Genomic DNA, 14891 nt, shown 5'->3' with positions numbered 1-14891 from the left:
GATGCGAGCCGCGCTGCTTCTATCGCCCAGTCAGCGCAGGCATACGCCGCGCAGGCCGGTCGAAGCAATCGAAGAATCTGCGCAACTGCTCGACCGTGCCACGCTCCAGCATGACTGTGCCGCTCTCGAGACACTTCGGCAACTGCGTCGCCATGTCGCGCATCATGCCGTACAAGGTGCCGGTTTCCAGCGCGAGTTGAACGTCGATCGCCGCAGGTGGGCGCTCGTGAATCTGCAAGACGCCACGCCGTAATTCGGGCGCGTGGGTCTCATTGCGATCCGTCACGCGGAATACGAGCGTCATCTGCACGTCGGCGCAACGTTCCGGATCGACGTTCACGCTGAAGCGCTGGAACACATTGCGCAACGGCTGAGCGCGCAACACATCCACCGAGGCGAGACTCGCGCTGCCCCCAAACGGCAGTTCCTCGTAGGCGTGTTCGAGTTCGCGCGCCGCGCTCAGATACCAGTTGCGCCAGTTGGTGTTCACCGTGCGGTAACCCAACTCGCGTAATGCGGTCGCCTTGATGTTGCGCGCTTCGGCGTCGGTTTTATCGCGGCGCACCAGCAGCGTGGCCAGTTCCGCAGCCCAGCGCCAGTCCGAGTCGTCCAACGCGACGAGCGCAGCGGCGCGCACCGCTTCCACACCGCCCATCATCTGCACCATGCGTTGCGAACGTTCAACACGCGGCAGCGGATCGAGCGAGGCCGGATCGCCATCGAACCAGCCGAGCTGACCGCTATACACCTGTCGCACCGAATGCTTGACCGTGCCGTAGTACTCACCGAGCCACGCGTGCTCCGCCAGATGCGGCGGCAGCGCGGGAATCGCTTCAGCGAGTTCGTCCGGACTCAGGCCGAAGTGCATGTGGCGAATGGTCTGGTCGTGGATAAACTGGATGGCGTCGCGATACACGCACAGCACCTCGGCGACATACTGCGCACCCGATACCGGACGGCCATGCGCCGGCACCATATGCACCGCGTTGAAGCCGCGCATCATGTCGATCGTCTGATACCAGCGCACCGGATCGCGGTAGCGCGTGCCGCGTAGCGTATGCACGTTCGCGAGACATTCGCCCTGGATCACTTCCGCCGAGAGCAGCACGCCGAGATCGGGCAGCCACATGACGATTTCGTCGTCGGCTTCCGAGGGCGCGTAGCGGAACTCGAAGCGCACGCCCGCCAGCACGATGTCGAGCTTGTTGTCGAACACGCGAGTCGGCGCAAAGAAGCTCGCCGGCTCGGCGATCAGCACCGGCCCGATGCCCGCGTTGACCTTGCCGGTCGCGCCGGGCGGCAGCAGCGTGCCGAAGCTATAGGCCGACCGCGTGGCGAGAATCGGCGCCACGAGGTTCGCGTTGTTGATCACGGTGTCCATCAAGGAGCGGTGCGCGATGATCTCGACGCTGCCCGCCTCGAGCGCGGCTTCATCGACAAACGCGCGCACGCCGCCGGTGTGGTCCGTGTGGTTGTGCGTGTAGACCACGGCTTTGACCGGCAGCGCGGCGTGCCGCGGATCGATCGCGCAGAAGTCCTCATAGATGCGTTTCGCGGCGGACACCGCCTCGGTCGCGTCGATGACCACGATGCCGTCGTCGCCCACCACGAAGATGATGTTCGCGATCGCATAACCGACCGCGCAATACACGCGGTCCGCAACGCGATAGATACGCCGCGCCATGCGCCGCGAGTGTTCGGTGAGGCGCAGCGGCACGGTCGGTGCGGCGACGGTGAAGGCGAGATTCACGCTGGCATCGAACGCGACGTCGAGCGGCTCGCCGATATGCGGCGCGTCGAAGGCAGGATTACGGACCCGTTCCGGGCAACGTGAGCTCATGCGGTGTCTCCTTGAATATCGGCTTGTGCGGAAGAGAATTGGCGCGGCGCCTGAATAGGCCGTCGATTAACGGAATAGGAATTCTTATTCCGGTTTTTGGGTAAAAAAATCAGCTGTCCGGTAAGCCGAGACAACGGCGCAGCCGGACTTGCAGCCACGAGCGCAGTTGGCGACTGGAAAGCGACAATGGACCGGGGTCGTTCAGCACGCTGTTGACCAGCATGCCGAGAATCAATTGCAAGGTGGCGCGTACTTCGAATTCGAGCGCCTGAGTAGCATCGTGATCGGCCTTGACGCCGCGCGACTGCGCCAACGCGCTGACGAGACGCGGCACGATCATGGCCAGAACCTCGTGATTGGTCGACTTCACGGCGTCCCACCTGGCTTTGTGCTGCGACGCCTGCAGCAACGACGCGTGATACAGCCCGCGATTGCGCCGGAACGTCACGACGTAAAACGAAATGACCGCATCGGCAAGCGTGCCTGCATCGTTCGAACGCCAGGCCGGATCACGCTCGACGGTCTCGCGCACATGCTCGAGCCCCTCTTCCATCGCCGCTTGCTGAACGACCTCGAAGAAGCTGTCCTTGTTGTCGAAGCGCCGATAGAACGCACCGATCGACGTACCCGCGCGCTCGACAATGTCGTTGATCGACAGATCGTCGAGATTGCCGCTTGCTTCGATCAGTTCGCGCCCGGCTTGCAGCATGCGCACGAGCCCCTGCTGGCTGCGGGTCTGACGCGGCGCTGCAATGGTGCTGGGCTGCGTTTCGCGGCTGCGTGGTGAAGTCGTCGTCATGCGGTGTTCTGGCTCGGTTCGCTGCTTTGAGAAAGGGGGAACTCACGGCAAACCGGAATCTGGATTCCGAATCGTCCGCGATTGGGACCGCTATGTCAACCGCATCCAGGGTAATCACGGGGGCCGATCATGCGATCCTCCAGCCGGCTCTTCGGCGGCCCATTCATGTTGCCAATGCGTCAGGGTGCAGCAGGCCCTGCGCGGCACGGTTGGCGTCCTCCATCACCTGTTCGGCGAGTCCCAACGCGGAATACGCGGCAGGCGAAAGCGTGCGCTCGGCCAGATACACCAGCGCGAATTCCAGCGCGAGACGCGGCGGATTGACTAGCGGGATGCGCGCCAGCCGCCGCGTTTCCAGATCGCGCCGCACCGCGGACGCCGTGGCAAACAGCACGGCATCGGTCTGCGCAACGACGTCCTTCAGCACCGCCACGTCGTTGCATTCGATCTGCAGCGGAATCTGCTCATGGGCGCGGTACTTGAGCAGACGATGCAGGGCGTCCTTCATGAACGCGGGCAATGTTACTGAGACCAGCGGAAACTCGCGCAATGCCGCGAGCGGCACCGTGTCGCGCGCAAACAGGGGATGGTCCGGCCGCGCGAACCAGCCGCCCTCGTGACGCGGCAGGCGCTGCAACGTGACGTCGGGCGTCACGGGCGGCACGCGGCGATCGGTAACGAGAAAGTCGATCTGTTCGGCGCGCAGCTTGCCGAGCAGCGCATCGCCTTCACCGAGTTCGATCGACACCTTGATCTTCGGAAAGCGCCGCGCGAACTCCACCAGCAGGTCCGGCAACAGCACCACAGCCGCATAGGGCCCGAGGCCGATGCGCACCTCGCCGAGCTCGTGCGCCTTCAGCAATTCGACGTCGCGGAACAGGCAGCGCGTTTCGAACAGCACGCGCCGGGCACGCTCCACCAGCAAGCGCCCGGCCGCCGTCATCGCGACGCCGCGTGCGGCACGGTCGAACAGCTTCATGCCGACTTCCTCCTCGAGCGCCTGAATGCTGCGGCTCAACGCCGGCTGGCTCAGATGAACCCGCTCCGCGGCGCGCGCAAAACTGCCTTCCTCGGCAAGCGCGATCAGATGGGTAAGGCGGCGGGAATTGACTTCATGCATAGTTTGCAAGCTCCCGATTACGAGAATGCACTTGAACAATTCAGTTATACCACCTCAAATGGGTGAAAACCCAGCGCCTCGCGCCAGAATTGAAGACATGCTTTGCCTACTATCATCAGCAGCACGAAACACTGCGCGGCGCTTACCGCCGACACGGCGTCAGCTCACCCCACCCAAGCACACGAGAAGGCGCAGGGCCGCCGCTGGGTAATCGTTGCCTCGCTGTTCCTGTTCATGCTGGTCAATTTCGCCGACAAACCCGTGCTCGGCCTGGTCGCGATCCCGCTGATGCAGGACATGCAATTGACGCACGGTCAGTTCGGCCTCGTCGGCAGCGCGTTCTTTTTGTTGTTCTCGATCTCGGGCATCGCCGTCGGCCTGATTGCCGACCGCGTCAACATGAAATGGCTGCTTGCCGGCCTCGCGCTGATCTGGGCGGTCGCGCAGTTGCCGCTTGCGTGGCCGACCAGCTTTGCCGTGTTGCTGCTATGCCGCGTCTTGCCGGGTGCGGGGGAAGGGCCGGCCTCGCCGCTGGCGCTGCATGTGGTTTACACCGGGTTCGACGACCACGAGCGCAATCTTCCCACCGCCATCGTTCAAACAGGGGCAACGGCGGGCGTCATCATCGCGGGACCGGTGCTCACCTACATCTCGCAGCAAGGGCACTGGCACGCAACGTTTCTCACGCTCGCCGTGGTCGGTATCGGCTGGACCGTGCTGTGGCTGTGCCTCGGCAAGACGGGCAATCGTCAGCACAACCCATCACCAGCGTTTGCCGTCGCGGCGGCCGGCCCGCGTGTCGCGTCGGTGCCATTTCGGCGCATGCTGAGCGACCGCACGGTGATCGGCGTGATGCTGCAATGCTTTGTCGGCTATGCGGTGATCGCGATCGGCTTCACCTGGGTGCCCGCGTATTTCCGGCTCGGCCTCGGCTTTGCCGCGACCCAGGCCGGCTGGTTGTTCGCGCTGCAAGTCGCGGCGCGAATCCCGCTCGGCATCGCGCTCGAAATAATTTCGCATCGAATGCTCAAGCGCGGCGTGCCGTCGAAGGTGGCGCGCGGCAAACTGATCAGCGCGGCATGCGTGGCGAGCGGGTTTGCGTACTGTTCGCTGTTGCTGGGCGCGCCGCCGTTCGTCAAGATCGCCCTGATGGGTCTCGCCAGCGCGTTGGCAATCCAGACGTTCACCTTCGGTCCGATGCTGGTCGCCGAAGTCGCGCCGACGGTGCGACGCGGGGCTCTGCTCGCGGTCACCAACTCGATCGTCACGACCGCCGGACTGATCGGACCCGTCGCGATGGGCAAGCTGCTCAGCGCAACTGGCGACGCACGTGGCTATGAAATCGGCTTCGCGGTAACCGGCACATTGCTGCTGATCGTCGGCGCGGCGGGTTTCGCTTTGATCGACCCACAACGGTCGAAGCGGCGCATGGAAGGCGCGGCTGGGTGAGGCTTGCCACGGCGGGCTACGCCATGAACGTGAACGGCGAGCACCGCAGCACGGTGGAAGGCAACCTGGGCGCTCGCTGGAGTTGGTAAGTGCCCGGCAGCTCAGAATTGATGCCGCACGCCGGCCATCAGGCCGATCTGGCTGCCCTTCTGCGCAAGCCCGATACCGTTGACGCCCTGCAATTGCGCGCCGATCAGATCGCCCCGGTATAGCGCGTAATCGCCTTCCAGATAGATATCGGTACGCCTCGACAGGTTGTAGTCGGCGACCAGTTGGTATTGCCATGCCGAACCGTCCTGCGCGGCGGTCTTGCCGTCCTGCAGCGTGCGCCAGACGTTCGCAGCGAAGTGCCACGCGGTGCCGACCTGCTGCATGATTCCGCCCATGATCATGCGACGCCGCGAAAAGTCGGTGTACTTAAGCGCGGTCAACGCGGGCGCGGTGAACGGCCCGTTGGCGAAATTCGAAAAGCCGGCGTCGTTCTGATCGACGATATAGCCGACCGAGAACCGCGTGAAATTCCAGGTGTACGACCCGCCGAAAGTCCACGCTTTCGCGGCTGCGCCGTTGACCGAATCTTTCGACTCCTGATACGCGCCGCCGAAAGTGAACGGGCCGCCCGGCGCGTAAGCCGCCGCCACGCCGATCTGGCTGCCGTACGAATTGCCCGCGTTGCCACCGAATGCATAGCCGGCGGCTATATGGAAACCGTTATATTTCGCCTGATACTGCACCTGGTTGCTGGTCCAGATACCGCCGGTCATCGTTACTTCCGGCTGGAAGCTGAAATCGTACGGAATCCAGATATTGCTGCCATAGCCGCCGATGGTAATGCCCTCGATCATCACGTTGTACTGACGACCGAAGATCACCTGACCATAGGAATCCGAGCGCACGCCCACTTGCGCTTCGTTGAAGAACGGCAAGGTGGGATCGCTCTGACCGGTATTCATGTAGAAACGGTTTTCGAGTTTGAAGAACGTCGACCAGCCGCCGCCCAGATCCTCGACGCCCCTGATGCCCCAGCGGCTCTCCGTCATGCCGCCGCTGCCGAGCGCGATCGACGAATCGCCGGCCCGGTTGGCGTGGGTCAGATACCGCACGCTCTCGTCGATCACGCCATAGAGCGTCACGCTCGATTGGGCATGGGCCATCTGGCATGCCAACGCTGCGGGCACTGCAGCCATCGCCCACCTGCTTACGTTCTTCATTCCGTCTCCTCATACAGATTCCCGCTTTTCACGGATATATCGACACCGCCACGCCTGATGCAAAGTACCGGCACGCTGCTCATTTGAGGCTGCGCAAATCGACAGGCACGGAGCTGCGTCCTCAGTGGAACCTTGCATGAGGGCCAATGCAGGCTGCCTGAATCAACTGACGAAATGCGCGTGGGTGAACCTTAGCGCGAAACCGCGCAGTAAGAAAATAGACTGACGTAAGTGTTGTTCTGCCGTCGAAGGCGCTTGCAGCTTGTAAGAAGCACGCGTAGGCGGTGGGGTCATCGCATGGCGGGGCGGACGGGTTTGATATCGTATGACCTATCATCGCCATCCCACGAAACCCATGAGCACCACCGCCCTCCCCGCGCGCCGCGCCCTGGACAGCTTCGCCATCCTGCTCATGATCGGCTTGTGCGCAGTCTGGGGACTCCAGCAAGTCGCGATCAAGAGCACCAACGCGGCATTGCCGCCGGTATTCCAGGCGGGGCTGCGCTCGGCAATCGCGGCTGTGCTGGTCTGGGGCTGGGCGCGCTCGCGCGGCACCCCGCTCTTTCGCGACGACGGAACATTAGGCGCGGGCCTGCTTGCAGGCGTGCTGTTCGCCGGGGAATTCGTGTGCATTTTTCTCGGCCTGACGCTAACCAGCGCCTCGCGCATGGCGGTCTTTCTGTACACCGCACCGTGCTTTACGGCGCTCGGGCTGCACTGGTTCGTCGCCGGAGAACGGATTCGGCGCACTCAATGGCTCGGCATCCTGGCGGCGTTTTCGGGGATGGCGCTGGCGTTCGCCGACGGTTTCCTGCACGGTCATGCGGCGCAGGGCTCGACCCTGAAGGGCGTCGCCGGTGACGCGCTCGGCGTGCTGGCCGGCATCGCGTGGGCCGCGACCACCGTGGTGGTGCGCGCCACGCGCCTCGCCTATTCGAGCGCCAGCAAGACGCTGTTCTATCAATTGACGGTGTCGGCGGTGGTCCTGCTCGCGCTCGCGTTGGGACTCGGTCAGGCCCGCGTGGAAACCGTCACGCCACTGGCGGTGATGAGCCTCGCGTATCAGGCCGTGATCGTGGCGTTCGTCAGCTATCTGGTGTGGTTCTGGCTGTTGACGCGTTACATCGCGTCGCGCCTGTCGGTGTTCTCGTTCCTGACGCCCTTGTTCGGCGTGACCTTCGGCGTGCTGTTGCTCGGCGAGTCGTTCAGCCTGCGCTTTCTGATGGCCGCCGTGCTGGTGCTGACCGGCATTGCGCTGGTCAATGCGCCGGTGAAGCGGGTTGCAGCTTAGGCGAGGTGATTTTTTAAGCGCGCCGCTGAACGCAGCGCGCTTTCCTTCAAGGCTTAAGGCGTGAGACTCAGGCGTCGCCGGTCTCCGCAGCCGCGGCGCCGCGCGCCGGCGAAGCCGCCACAATCTGCGCCACGCGCACATATTCGGCCACCGGCACATCTTCGGCGCGGCGTTGCAGATCAAACCCTAGCGCCTCGAAATCCACCGCATCACGAAATGCGGCCAACGTATTGCGCAGCATCTTGCGCCGTTGCGAGAAGGCGGCCGTGACCACCTCGCCGAGCACGCGCTCGTCCACTGCCGGCAATTCATGCAGTTCGTACGGGATCATCCGCACGATCGCCGAATCAACCTTCGGCGGCGGGTTGAATGCTTCGGGCGGCACGTCGAGTTGCTTGTCGATCACGTAGCGGTATTGCAGCATCACCGAGAGGCGGCTGAACGCCTTGGTGCCCGGCTCCGCCACCATGCGATCGACCACTTCGTTCTGCAGCATGAAATGCTGGTCGATCACGCGATGCGCGAACGTGGTCAGATGGAACAGCAACGGGCTCGAAATGTTGTACGGCAGATTGCCGACAATGCGCAGCGACGCTTTCTCACCCGGCGCCGCCAGCGTGCCGAAGTCGAACGCGAGCGCATCGCCCGCATGCAACTCGAGCAGGTCGCCGAATTTTGTCTTGAGACGGCCAATCAGATCGCGATCCAGTTCGACCGCGTGCAACGGCGCGTCGGGTGTCGCCAGACGCTCGATCAGCGGTTCGGTGAGCGCGCCAAGCCCCGGCCCGATCTCGACCATGCGCTCGCCGCGCTGCGGCCGGATCACGTCGACGATCGAATCGATCACGCCCATATCCACCAGAAAATTCTGTCCGAAACGCTTGCGCGCGATATGGCCCTGGTGCCGGCCCTGCTGCTGTCTGCTGGTGGACATCGAAGAAACGCTTTGAAAGAGAACTGCTTAAAGATAGGAACAACCCGGCAACAAACCAGGAAAACGCGCAACGAACGCGAATACAGCGAGCGGCGACCGGCAAGAAGCGCGTACGCCGCCGCTCTCGCGAAGGCTGGATCAGCCCGCGCGGCGGTGCTGCGCCATCGAAACCGCCGTATCGATCGCGGCGATCAGACTGCCGGCGTCGGCACGGCCGGTGCCGGCCAGATCGAGCGCGGTGCCGTGATCGACCGAAGTGCGGATGATCGGCAAGCCGAGCGTGATGTTGATGCCTTCGCCGAACGTCGCGTACTTCAATACCGGCAGGCCCTGATCGTGGAACATCGCCAGCACGCAGTCGGCCTGCTCCAGATAACGCGGCTGAAACAAAGTGTCCGCCGGATAGGGGCCAGGCGCGTCGATGCCTTGTTCGTTCGCGAGCTTCAGTGCCGGGGAAATCACCTCGATTTCCTCGCGGCCCAGATAACCGTTTTCGCCCGCATGCGGATTCAAACCCGTCACGAGGATGCGCGGCGCGGGCAAGCCAAAGTGGTGGCGCAGATCGTCATCGATGATGCGCAGCGTCTCGACGATACCGTCGATCGTCAGCGCGGCGGAGACGTCTTTGAGCGGCAGATGCGTGGTAGCGAGCGCGACGCGCAACGGGCGCTTGCCGGTGCCGGCCAGCATCATCACCACGCGCGGCGTGTGCGTGCGCTCGGCCAGATATTCCGTGTGGCCGGTGAACGGCACGCCGGCGTCATTAATGGTGCTTTTTTGCAGCGGCGCGGTAACGATCGCGTCGAACGTGCCGGCCACGGCGCCGTCAATTGCGCTGTCGAGCAGATCGAGCACGTAGCGGCCATTGGCGGCGTCGAGCTTGCCGGCCTGCGAAGGCGCGCCGAGCGGCCGATGCTGCACCCGCACGCGCTTGCCGCCCACCACCAGCAGGGCCCAATCGACGCCTACCGCGTGCGCGCGCTCAGCCAGCAAATCCGCATCGCCCAGCACGGTGAACTGTGCGCCCGGCCAATGCGCCGCCGCGCCCGCCAGCGCCTGCGCGGTCAGCTCGGGGCCGACGCCGGCAGGCTCGCCGGTCGTGATCGCGATCTGCAACGGAAGGCTGGTGAACTGCGCGGCGGATGTCATGACGTTATTGCATGCTCGACAGAGTCGGCTTCACTTCCACGTAGGCAGTGTCGCGCAATTCGCGCAGCCAGTCTGCATAGGCCTGCTCCGCCTTGCGCTGACCGATCGCCTGACGCGCCAGATCCATCTGCTGCGAAACCGAGCCTTCCGATTCGCGGCGGCCCAGCACCTGAATCAGGTGATAGCCGTATTCGCTGCGTACGGGGTCGCTGATCTGACCGTCCTGCAGGTTGTTCATGGCGCGCTCGAATTCCGGCACGGTCTCGCCGGGGCTGATCCAGCCGAGGTCGCCGCCTTGCGACGACGAACCGTCTTGCGAGTAGGTGTGGGCGAACTTCGCGAAGTCGCCGCCTGCGGCGATCTGGTTCTTGATTTCGAGCAGCTTCTGACGCGCTTGCGGCTCGGACATGCCGTCGCCGACGCGGATCAGGATGTGGCGAACGTGCGTCTGCACAAGCTTCGGCGCATCGGAGCTGGTGCCCTGGCCCGCGCGACGATCGACGAGGCGCACAATTTCGAAGCCGTCGTTGGTACGGATCAGATCCGGACTGACCTGGCCCGGGCGCAGCGCCGAGGCGGCCTTGACGAACTCAGGCGGCAGTTTGGACGGCGGCACGAAACCTGTATCGCCGCCTTTCGACGCATCCGGCGCTTGCGAATTCGACTTCGCCAGCTTTTCGAAGTTGGCGCCGCCCTTGGCTTCCGCCAGCAAGGCCTGGGACTTTTGCTGCGCGGCTTCAATGTCGGTTTCCGACGCGTTCAGCGGCGCCTTCACGAAGATGTGCTGCAGGTGCAGATCGCTTGTCAGGCCGGAGTTCGGGCCGCGCTGGCTGGCGATGTAGTTCGCGACCTCGGCGTCCGACACTGTGACCTTGCTGTCCACTTCCTTCTCACGCAGACGCGAGAGCGTGAGTTCGGTGCGCGCGTCACTCGTGAAGGTGGTCCAGGGCACGCCTTGCGCCTCGATACGCGAGCGATACATGTCGAGCGTCATGTTGTTCGCCTGCGCGAGCCGCTCGAGCGTTTTTTGCACGGCGGCGTCATCGATGTTGATGCCGTCTTCTTTCGCCTTCTGCAACTGGATGCGTTCCAGCACCATCTGGTTGAGCACCTGCTGGCGCAACTGGTCCATCGGCGGGACCGGCGCGTTCTGCTGGTTCAGCCGGCGGGTGATCAGGCCGATGCGCTCGTCGAGCTCGCGCCGCGTGATGACACCGTTGTTGACCACTGCGGCGATGGTGTCGACAGTCTGGCCGTTATTGCCGGGCGACAGCGCCTGCGCCTGAACCGGCGCGACTGACAGGAAAGACGCGACGGCGGCAAGACCGGCCGCAAGCGTTGCCAAGCGAAGCTTTTTCATGATTGCCACAGATACTCCAATGATGTCGGGCGCGCCTGGCCCGTCTTTTCGCATTCTATAAATGATCGGGCGAGCGTCATTCGTAATTGGTGAAACGCGCTTCCGGCGGCGGCGGCGGCGGCAGCGGCGTATAGCCCGCCACGCTGGTGCGGAACGCGGAAATCAGACCGTTGTCGACGCTCGACAAGCCCTTGAACGTCAACTGCGCGAGAAACCGCGTGCTCGACTGATTCTGCCCCGAGGTATTCAGACCGTTCGCATAGCGCTGGATCCCGGCGCCGAGCGTCCAGCAGTCGGCGTCGTATTGCAAGCCGACCAGACCGTCGACGATCCGGTGCCCGCCCAGGTCGTAATTGAAGCGGCCCACCCCGTACACATGGCGTGTTAGCGGCCACTGCCCCGAAATCAGCACCTGGTTGATCGGCTGGTTATCCAGCGTGGTGTTCGCGCGGGTGTAGCGATACGCAACATTGATCACCTTGCCGCTGGCCGGGCTGAACCCGAAACCGACGCTCGTCTTCGTCAACTGGTTGTTGTCGGCATTATATTGGAACGCCGTTTCCGACGCGAAACCGGCGCCGAGCTTGAGCGACGCACCCGCGATCAGGTCCGAATGCGTGGCCTGCGTGCTGGTCTGCGTAGGCAGCAGCGTGACGCGCTGATCCTGGAAGTAGTACTGCTGCGCGATCACGAAGCGCGCGCGTTCGTCGCCCGTGGCCGGGTTGATGAAGCGCGTGGTAATCGCCGCGGTCAGACGGTTCGCGTCGGCGATCCGGTCGTTGCCGACAAACGTGTTCGGCGTGAAGATTTCCGCCAGCCCGAAGTCGGAATCGGCCGTATCGAAGAGCGGCGCGTTGTTCTGGTTGCGGTACGGCGTGTAGACGTAGTAGAGCCGCGGCTCCAGCGTCTGGATGTAATCCTCGCCGAAGATCCGCACCGAACGGTCGAAAATCAGCCCGGTGTCGAAGGAGAGCGTCGGGATCGACTCGGTGAAATTCTTCGGCGTGCCGGGTGTAGCGATATTGTTCAGGTTGTACGACGCAAAGTGCCACTGCACCTTCGGCGTAACGAAGTAACCTGGCCCGACTACCGAATACGACAGGTACGGGTTGAACATCACCCGCTGACCCTGGGTCGTGTCCGCGGTGGTGATGCGGAAATTCGAGTAGTCGGCTTCCGCACCGTAGTCGAAACCGCCGACGTTGTACTTCGCGTACTTCACGTTCAACTGCGGCTCGCGGCCGTACGGCGCCGTAGAAGGCGTCAGCGTCTGCCAGTGCTGTTCGCGCGCGAGCACCGACCACGGGCCGTTGCTATAGGTCAACCCGGCTTCCTGCTGATACAGGAGCTGGGTGCCGTTCTGGAACTGACTGACCGACGACGACAGGTCTTCCGGATACGTATTGTCCGAGACCTTGTTGTAGTAGATGTAGCCGCCGAACCCGTTGCCGAAGTTCTGGTTGTGCTGGATGTACAGCGCGTAGCGGTTGGTCTTCGTCAGGCGGTCGTTCGGCAGGAATTCGCCGGTGATCGAGCCGGAATACGTGGGCGACAGATAACGGAAGGTCGACTGCAACTGCACGCCGCGCTTCGAGATCAGACGCGGTGTGACCGTCAGATCGCGATTCGGCGCGATGTTGAAGTAGTACGGCACCGATAGTTCGAAGCCGTTCGACGAACTCACCGAGAACGTGGGCGGCAAGATGCCGCTGCGCCGCTCGCCCGACAGCGGGAACGACAGCCACGGCGAAGCGAATACCGGCAGCCCCTGGAAGAACAGCACGCCGTTGTACGCAACGCCTTCGTCCGCGCCGGTATCGAAATCGAACTCGCTGCCTTTGATGTACCAGGCCGGATTGTCCGAGCAGGAGCACGCCGTGTACGTACCCTTCGTGAACACCGAGCGCTCGTTGTCGAGCAGGTCGACACGCTCCGCGCTACCCGAGCCGCCCGTCACGTTGAAGCGATACTTGGGCGCGGACATGAAGCCTTCGCTCGAGTCCACCCGCATATGCGCTTCCGGGCCGGCGAACGTCGCGCCGTTGTTGTTCAGGTGAACCTGGCCATATGCGTCGGCCATGTCCGTGTCCTGATCGTAGTGCAGCGCGTCGGCCTTGATCACGAAGGTATTGCGCCGCACCTCGGCCGAGCCCTTTGCGGCCATGTCCTGGTCGGTGGTGCCGGTCGTCGTGTCGCCGAGTACAAACGTGGCCGGTTTCTGGCCTGACTGCAACGGATGTTCTTCGAGCTGCGGGGCGAGCTGCATGCCCCAGGGCGCGTCGATAGGTTGCGGCTGCGCGGCTTCCCCCACCAGCTGGGCGTGCGCAAGCGCGGGCATCAGGCCCGGAACGGCGATCAACGCCGCGACGAGCCGCCTTTTGCGCGGCACTACGGCACAAGAGGGAGTCGTTTGGGAAAGCTGTCTAGGCGGCATGTATCGTTTGGCGAATCGGCCCGTCCGTCAGCTTTTGCAGTCACGATCCACCGCCTGCACATCCCGACCGTGACAGTCGGCTGCACATCAATATTTACAATCTGTCGAACGATGAGGCGGGCGGTAAAGCGGAACACGCGAAAGCTGGCGTGAGTCGCGTCAAAAAAGTCGTGGGGTATTATATGGCAAGACGTTGCCCCTCTGAATTTGCCGCCGGTTTTCATGACGCTGCCCCTCTCCAAAGACTCCAAAGATGCCCGCCTCGAACTGCTCGAGGCCTGGCTGAATGCCCACGCAGCACGCTATGCGCTCGAACTCGACACGCTTGTGCCGGCTTCGTCCGACGCCAGTTTTCGTCGCTATTTCCGGCTCGCCGGTAAGGCGGCGGAAAGCGAAGGCGCCGGCACCCTGATCGCCGTCGATGCCCCGCCGCCCGAAAAGTGCCGCGAATTTGTGCAAATCGCGCAATTGCTCGACGCCGCCAACGTGCATGTGCCGCGCGTGCTGGAGGTCGACTTCGAGGCCGGGTTCATGCTCGTCACCGACCTGGGCACCGATTCGTACCTCGGCGCGCTGACCGGGGCGCAAGCCGCGGATGAACCCCGCCGCGCCCGTTCGTTGATGCGCGACGCCCTCGATGCGCTGATCCGCTGGCAGCTCACGTCGCGCGAAGGCGTGCTGCAGCCGTTCGACGAAGCCTTCCTGCGCCGCGAGATGGAGTTGATGCCGGAGTGGTTCATCGGCCGCCATCTGGGCCGCGAGGTCGACGAGAAGACCCGCGGGGTGCTCGATCGCACCTTCGCGCTGCTGATCGCGAGCGCCCGGGCGCAACCGCAGGTGTTCATGCTGCGCGATTTCATGCCGCGCAATCTGCTGATCGCGGCCGCGCCCAATCCCGTGAATCCCGGCGTGCTGGACTTCCAGGACGCGGTGACCGGCCCGATCACGTATGACGTCGCCTCGTTGCTGCGCGATGCCTTCCTCAACTGGGACGAAGAGTTCGAGCTGGATTGCTTCGTGTACTACTGGGAGCGCGCGAAGAAAGCGGGCCTGCCGGTCGATGCGGATTTCGGCGAGTTCTACCGCCAGCTCGAATGGATGGGGCTGCAACGGCACATCAAGGTGCTGGGGCTGTTCTGCCGGATCAACTACCGCGACGGCAAACCGCATTACATGAAGGATCTGCCGCGCTTCATCGGTTATGCGCGCAAGGTTGCTGAACGCTATGCACCGCTGCGTCCGTTTGCGAAGCTGCTCGACGAACTCGAAGGCCGCGCGAATGAAGTCGGCTACACGTTCTGACC

The 14891-nt window shown here is 63.5% G+C and carries 11 protein-coding genes; 3 read left to right on the top strand and 8 right to left on the bottom strand.

The genetic code is table 11. The annotated features are described in order from the left end of the window. Window positions 1-19 precede the first annotated feature (19 nt). The 3 genes from B0G76_RS37135 to B0G76_RS37125 all read right to left on the bottom strand — a co-directional run bounded on the left by B0G76_RS37135 (window position 20) and on the right by B0G76_RS37125 (window position 3759). The gene (locus B0G76_RS37135; RefSeq protein WP_120297678.1) at window positions 20-1840 is read right to left on the bottom strand and encodes an alkyl sulfatase dimerization domain-containing protein; all 1821 of its coding nucleotides are present in this window, start codon (window positions 1838-1840) and stop codon (window positions 20-22) included. Window positions 1841-1949: 109 nt separating this feature from the next. After that, window positions 1950-2639, bottom strand: coding sequence for a TetR/AcrR family transcriptional regulator (locus B0G76_RS37130; RefSeq protein ID WP_120297677.1), 690 nt, complete (start codon window positions 2637-2639; stop codon window positions 1950-1952). A gap of 163 nt (window positions 2640-2802) precedes the next feature. Continuing rightward, the gene (locus tag B0G76_RS37125) at window positions 2803-3759 is read right to left on the bottom strand and encodes a LysR family transcriptional regulator (RefSeq protein WP_120297676.1); all 957 of its coding nucleotides are present in this window, start codon (window positions 3757-3759) and stop codon (window positions 2803-2805) included. Window positions 3760-3861: 102 nt separating this feature from the next. Between B0G76_RS37125 and B0G76_RS37120 the strand changes: the two genes are divergently transcribed. Beyond that, window positions 3862-5208 (top strand): MFS transporter, encoded by a 1347-nt coding sequence (locus tag B0G76_RS37120; RefSeq protein ID WP_120297675.1) that lies wholly within the window; start codon window positions 3862-3864, stop codon window positions 5206-5208. 101 nt (window positions 5209-5309) lie between these two features. Here the strand turns inward: B0G76_RS37120 and B0G76_RS37115 are convergent, their stop codons facing one another. Continuing rightward, window positions 5310-6419, bottom strand: coding sequence for a porin (locus tag B0G76_RS37115; protein WP_120297674.1), 1110 nt, complete (start codon window positions 6417-6419; stop codon window positions 5310-5312). Window positions 6420-6774: 355 nt separating this feature from the next. Here B0G76_RS37115 and B0G76_RS37110 point away from each other — a divergent pair, with 355 nt between their 5' ends. Further along, the gene (locus B0G76_RS37110) at window positions 6775-7710 is read left to right on the top strand and encodes a DMT family transporter (RefSeq protein ID WP_120298077.1); all 936 of its coding nucleotides are present in this window, start codon (window positions 6775-6777) and stop codon (window positions 7708-7710) included. Window positions 7711-7777: 67 nt separating this feature from the next. Here the strand turns inward: B0G76_RS37110 and rsmA are convergent, their stop codons facing one another. From rsmA to B0G76_RS37090, 4 genes are all read right to left on the bottom strand, one after another. Then, window positions 7778-8644 (bottom strand): 16S rRNA (adenine(1518)-N(6)/adenine(1519)-N(6))-dimethyltransferase RsmA, encoded by an 867-nt coding sequence (rsmA, locus tag B0G76_RS37105; protein WP_120297673.1) that lies wholly within the window; start codon window positions 8642-8644, stop codon window positions 7778-7780. Between the two features lie 138 nt (window positions 8645-8782). Then, the gene (pdxA, locus tag B0G76_RS37100; RefSeq protein ID WP_120297672.1) at window positions 8783-9793 is read right to left on the bottom strand and encodes a 4-hydroxythreonine-4-phosphate dehydrogenase PdxA; all 1011 of its coding nucleotides are present in this window, start codon (window positions 9791-9793) and stop codon (window positions 8783-8785) included. A gap of 4 nt (window positions 9794-9797) precedes the next feature. Beyond that, entirely contained in the window at window positions 9798-11162 is a 1365-nt protein-coding gene (locus B0G76_RS37095; protein ID WP_120298076.1) for a peptidylprolyl isomerase, read from the bottom strand. Window positions 11163-11229: 67 nt separating this feature from the next. Next, complete coding sequence (locus tag B0G76_RS37090) at window positions 11230-13587, bottom strand: LPS-assembly protein LptD (protein ID WP_120297671.1); 2358 nt, start codon at window positions 13585-13587, stop codon at window positions 11230-11232. A 222-nt stretch (window positions 13588-13809) separates the two neighbouring features. Here B0G76_RS37090 and B0G76_RS37085 point away from each other — a divergent pair, with 222 nt between their 5' ends. Then, on the top strand, window positions 13810-14889 hold the full coding sequence (locus B0G76_RS37085) for an aminoglycoside phosphotransferase family protein (protein WP_120297670.1): 1080 nt from the start codon (window positions 13810-13812) through the stop codon (window positions 14887-14889). Window positions 14890-14891 lie beyond the last annotated feature (2 nt).

This window comes from Paraburkholderia sp. BL23I1N1, from assembly GCF_003610295.1.
Classification (GTDB): domain Bacteria; phylum Pseudomonadota; class Gammaproteobacteria; order Burkholderiales; family Burkholderiaceae; genus Paraburkholderia.
Note: the sequence above shows the minus strand (reverse complement) of the source record. Positions and strands in the feature narration are given on the sequence as shown.

What these genes read in the sequence shown, in the direction of transcription:
- B0G76_RS37090 (WP_120297671.1), bottom strand. Translation starts at nt 13,587, where the DNA reads ATGCCGCCTAGACAGCTTTCCCAAACGACTCCCTCTTGTGCCGTAGTG.
- B0G76_RS37125 (WP_120297676.1), bottom strand. Translation starts at nt 3,759, where the DNA reads ATGCATGAAGTCAATTCCCGCCGCCTTACCCATCTGATCGCGCTTGCC.
- B0G76_RS37110 (WP_120298077.1), top strand. Translation starts at nt 6,775, where the DNA reads ATGAGCACCACCGCCCTCCCCGCGCGCCGCGCCCTGGACAGCTTCGCC.
- rsmA (WP_120297673.1), bottom strand. Translation starts at nt 8,644, where the DNA reads ATGTCCACCAGCAGACAGCAGCAGGGCCGGCACCAGGGCCATATCGCG.
- B0G76_RS37085 (WP_120297670.1), top strand. Translation starts at nt 13,810, where the DNA reads ATGACGCTGCCCCTCTCCAAAGACTCCAAAGATGCCCGCCTCGAACTG.
- pdxA (WP_120297672.1), bottom strand. Translation starts at nt 9,793, where the DNA reads ATGACATCCGCCGCGCAGTTCACCAGCCTTCCGTTGCAGATCGCGATC.
- B0G76_RS37115 (WP_120297674.1), bottom strand. Translation starts at nt 6,419, where the DNA reads ATGAAGAACGTAAGCAGGTGGGCGATGGCTGCAGTGCCCGCAGCGTTG.
- B0G76_RS37130 (WP_120297677.1), bottom strand. Translation starts at nt 2,639, where the DNA reads ATGACGACGACTTCACCACGCAGCCGCGAAACGCAGCCCAGCACCATT.
- B0G76_RS37135 (WP_120297678.1), bottom strand. Translation starts at nt 1,840, where the DNA reads ATGAGCTCACGTTGCCCGGAACGGGTCCGTAATCCTGCCTTCGACGCG.